3 protein-coding genes and 2 pseudogenes are annotated in these 4,521 nt (G+C 40.9%); 1 reads left to right on the forward strand and 4 read right to left on the reverse strand.

Annotation, left to right across the window (positions count from 1 at the left end; all coding sequences use genetic code 11):
- The 3 genes and pseudogenes from LC574_RS39280 to LC574_RS27800 all read right to left on the reverse strand — a co-directional run.
- Nucleotides 1-110 (reverse strand): polyketide synthase dehydratase domain-containing protein (locus LC574_RS39280; protein ID WP_368736741.1); only part of this gene is annotated, 110 nt, incomplete at its 3' end.
- Nucleotides 111-118: 8 nt separating this feature from the next.
- A pseudogene (locus LC574_RS27795) lies at nt 119-1,387 on the reverse strand (ClC family H(+)/Cl(-) exchange transporter); the annotation flags it as partial.
- 122 nt (nt 1,388-1,509) lie between these two features.
- Nucleotides 1,510-2,452, reverse strand: a pseudogene (locus tag LC574_RS27800) (IS5 family transposase).
- 125 nt (nt 2,453-2,577) lie between these two features.
- Here LC574_RS27800 and LC574_RS27805 point away from each other — a divergent pair.
- Nucleotides 2,578-2,775, forward strand: a complete 198-nt coding sequence (locus LC574_RS27805; protein WP_229456900.1) for a hypothetical protein — start codon at nt 2,578-2,580, stop codon at nt 2,773-2,775.
- 460 nt (nt 2,776-3,235) lie between these two features.
- On the opposite strand, the gene LC574_RS27810 is transcribed toward LC574_RS27805, so the two are convergent.
- Complete coding sequence (locus LC574_RS27810) at nt 3,236-4,054, reverse strand: ISH3 family transposase (protein ID WP_229456901.1); 819 nt, start codon at nt 4,052-4,054, stop codon at nt 3,236-3,238.
- Nucleotides 4,055-4,521 lie beyond the last annotated feature (467 nt).

The raw sequence follows: 4,521 nt of genomic DNA on the forward strand, positions 1-4,521 counted from the left end.
GAGTCCACTAGTACAGGGTGCAACTCATAAGCTGCGGCTTGTGAAACTAATCCTAATGGCAGCCGAATCCGCCCCAGAGCTTCTCCATCGCGTCGCCAGAGTTGCTCAATTCCTTGAAAACTTTCTCATAAAGCGAACCAGGCACTACCTTATCCGCAACTAAATAAGCTGCTACAGAAACAATCATCAAAGGTAACACCAGATTAAAATCTGTAGTCATCTCAAACACAATCACAATTGCAGTGATTGGTACTTTAGAAACGGCGCTAAAAAATCCACCCATACCCGCTAGTGCGTAAGTAGCAGGAGAACCCGCTCCCGTTATGGATAACTCAGATACACCGATGATATGTCCTAAACAAGAACCCAAAATCAGACTGGGAGCGAATAATCCCCCCGGCGCTCCTGAACCAAATGCTATGAGTGTGAGGATGAACTGTGCCGCAAAAGCGATCGCTGCTACGGTAGGTTGGGAACCTCCAGTAATTAAGGACTCCCGTAATCCCGTATTATCACGGAAGGATGCGGGGAGTATGGACACGACAACACCGGACATAAATCCAGCCAAAGCTACCCGTAGTGGTAAGCTGATATGTAATTTTCTATAAAATTTAATACTAAATATTAAGCCGCGATTAAACAATGCACCCAATAAGCCTGCCAAAATACCCAAAAGCACGAAAAAGGGAATTTCTGGAATAGAGAATTGGCTAGAAGATTGCGTCAATTGCAGATTAAGGTCAAAAGAGCCACCACCTAAAAGTCGGGATATCACCCCACCAATAAATGAGGCGATAATGGCAGTACCCAGAGTCAATCCTGATAAATCCTGGAGTAACTCTTCAACGATAAACAATACACCTGCGATCGGGGCATTGAAAGCAGCGGCCAAACCTGCACCGGCACCAGCTGCAATCATTTGCCGCCGATGATCTGGGGAAGTAGGAACCCAACGACTCATCCCTGCTGCCAAACCTGCCCCCACTTGGACAGTAGGGCCTTGTCGTCCCAGAGTCATACCCGAACCTATGGCGATGATGGCACTGAGTAACTTCACACCTGCTACCCGCCAAGATAATGTCATAGGTACATTGGCAAGACTGGCTTTTACTTGCGGAATACCGCTACCAGAAGCCTCTGGTGCTAATCTATCCACCAACCATCCAGCCACAAACCCCAGGACAAGACCAATTACCGGTAGTGCTAGCCATACCGGGAAAAGCTGGGTAGTATGGACTCGCCATGTCCCCAGCCATCCCGATCCTACTTTCAAAAACACCGCAGATAGGGCAGCAACCAGACCGATAACACAAGCTTCGGCGATCGCTAAACCTCTTCTAGGCTGCCACCAGGTGCGAAAGCGCTGATTCAGAACAGGAAGAGACATAATTTTTGGGGATTAGGGGCAGAGGGAGCAGGGGGCAGGGGGATGATTGATAATTAGCGTTTTATGAGGGCTTTGTTGCATGAAAGAGAAAAAAACAGACCTTCTCTCGATAAAGTTGGTGATTAATCTTCTACTTTGTAGCTGTCTGGTTTGCCTAATTGAATCATGCGATTAAGCGCAGCACATTGAAGGAATAACAAGGGCAGCTTGATTATCAAAAAAGCGCCGCCGTAATTTACCTCCAAAAATGCTTTTAAGTCGAAACATCGCAGTTTCAGCCAATGAGCGTCGATGATAACCAGATTCCTGTTTCCATTGTTTGCGTCCAATTTTATGAATTGAACGCAGATTTTCATCTCTTGGATGAGGCGGTGTTTTACGGTTACTAGGGAATTGAATTTTGGCGTTGCTACGAGGTGGAATTATGGCTTTAGCCTCCCGCCCAGCAATGGTGTCATAACAGTCAAATGTGTCATAACCACCATCAGTTGACACTTGTTCAATCTCCCGATCAATCTGCTCTAATAAGTCAGGTAAAATCTCGCAATCAGCCATGTCATTAGTAGTCACCACCGCAGCCAAAATCTCTCCGGTTCCTTCATCAACTCCCAGATGCAACTTCCGCCACGTCCGTCGTTTACCTACCCCGTGTGTGCGAACTTTCCATTCTCCCTCGCCATACACTTTCACGCCAGTTGAATCAACCACAAGATGAACTGCTTTGTCCTTTGGGATAACGGGTATTTCTACAGATAGTTTGCTTAGACGACGAGATAAAGTGGAATGATCCGGTACATTCAACTCAATTCCCATCAATGTAAACAGCGACCCTAAAAATCTTTCTGCCTGCCGCCCTGGTAGAGTAAATAGCGATTGTATAGTGGCCATCGTGGCGATCGCTACGTCGCTATAATAATTCGAGGCTCCCTTAAGTCCTGTTTTCTGCTCGTTGCGCCATTGGTCAATTACCTCTTCATTTACCCAGAAGGTAATACTGCCACGTTGCTTGAGTGCTGCTTCATTTGCGTTCCAGTTGCGAACTTTATACTTCGCTTTGGTTTTCATGATCAAACGGGAGTAGAAAGGGAATAAGTAAAATTTACCATTTATCCTTATTCATGCAACAATATCTTGGCTGGAGATGAAACAGGTATTTTAATTAACCCGAATGGGGAATGGAGATACGACGAATGACCAAGCCTAAGTTTGCAGAAATGAGTAAAGTAGAGTTAAAGCGTTATTTATTAGAGAATCGTAATGATACAGAAGCTTTTCACGCTCTAATGGATAAAATTAACGCCGAGCCTAACCCGAAGTTTTATACTATAGATGAAATTGGTGAATTGCAAAAATTAATAGAAGCAAAACGGACACGAGAAAATCTCTAAAAATTCAGTAGACCGAAAACTTCTGCGATCGCTAAAAAATAGTAGTGTATGATACCGTTTTTTAAAAATTGTAAAAAGTTGATCGCTTTTGAGAACTCATAAATTAAACTTATTAATTGCCGACTGGAATCAACCCAATTTACCTTTACGTTAGATAAACTTCACGCACTACTCCATAGTTGCGGTCTATAGTTTGACGTAAGAATTCAAGCATTTGTTTAAGGGTAAATAGATGAGAGAAAACTTTTCTTGAACTTCTTCTTAAACTACTGAGATAATGCCATAATAAATAAATCCAAACGTTAATAATTAAAAATGCCAAAGCTACAAACAGAAATCTAATTGTTGGATTTTTGATAGTTGTTTTAATCCGGCATTGATTTTTCATCCGATAGCTGCTTTCAATTCCGAAACGCAGACGATAGTCATCATGTATTGAATGTAATGACAGCTTAACTTTCTAAACAGCGTAAATAAAAAATTCCCTTCCATTTTCTCTTCTTTTTCCTTTTTTATATGTACAAACTATCCAGACTGGGAAAGTAACTGAACCATATTTATCACTGTTTAAAGTGTAACTGGTTTTGTAACTACGCCTACCTCGAATTAATTGTCTAGTCCCTCCATGTTTGCCTCGAATAATAGCTGGCATTTCAAATGGAATATCTAAAGCTTGCAACCATCTAATTACTGGCACGCAGAAGAACTCTCGGTCTAAATACAAGCGCTCAATTTTCAGATTCAAAGGCTCAATTAGTGCTAAAAGATAAGTGATTATTGCAACTAAAGTATTTTGTTGTTGAACAGCTTTGATGGCTAAGGTAACTCGTTTATTCTTCTTAATTACATAGACAGTAGCGTAAGCATAAAAAGAACAAGTACCACTTTTAGCTTGACTTCTATAAATATATGGTAATTCTTCTTGTGATGGCTCACCATAATATGGAATTAAGTTAAAATCGATAGCAATTTTGTGTTGTCCTTTTTGAATGCCATCTGGTAAGCGGCTTTGAAGTGCTTTATTTAAATTCTCCTCCAAAGAAGCCAGGTCTGAATATTTATCTAAATGGTAACGAATATCATTACTTGTGGGGACATTTTTTAATACTTTGGTAGTGTTTTCAATGCTATCCTTCTGAGTGGCTGCCCGAATTAAAATTTCAAATATATTCTTTTGTTCACACTTACCTTGAGACTTTATTGGAATGTTTTCTGTTAAACAGTTAACTACTTCGTTCAAGGTTTTACTATCAGTTAGAACTGGCGTAGTTGTAGTCATAGCCAAACTCAATAATCCTAATCATCAAAAATTTTGCTTCTTCACTCCAATACTTTACAAAAATTCCAAGACACAGCACCAGAACTATGTTCTGGTGCGAGAGCTACCTTACCTTTTTGGCTAATTCATTAATTTTACTTATGTTATAGTTTTAAACAAGTTTTCCAAAAAACGTATCAAAAAATACAGTTTTTTAGGCACTAATCAGATTTACATATATCGATCACAGAGCGATCGCAGAAGTTTTCGGTCTACTGACTTTATCTTACATTATCGGTAATCTTCTGGCGGGAAGGCGTTGCTGAATTGAAATATGAATCTGGATGTAGAGACGTAGCAGTGCTACGTCTCTACAAGGATTTTGGTATTATGCAAAATCATTTTCATAGATGGAATCAGCAACGCCCGATTTTGCAGGCAATGCTACCCCTGGTTGGTGTGCTGCTAGAGAAATGCGTTATTTTGGC

This window comes from Nostoc sp. CHAB 5715, from assembly GCF_020829685.1.
Taxonomy (GTDB): domain Bacteria; phylum Cyanobacteriota; class Cyanobacteriia; order Cyanobacteriales; family Nostocaceae; genus Nostoc.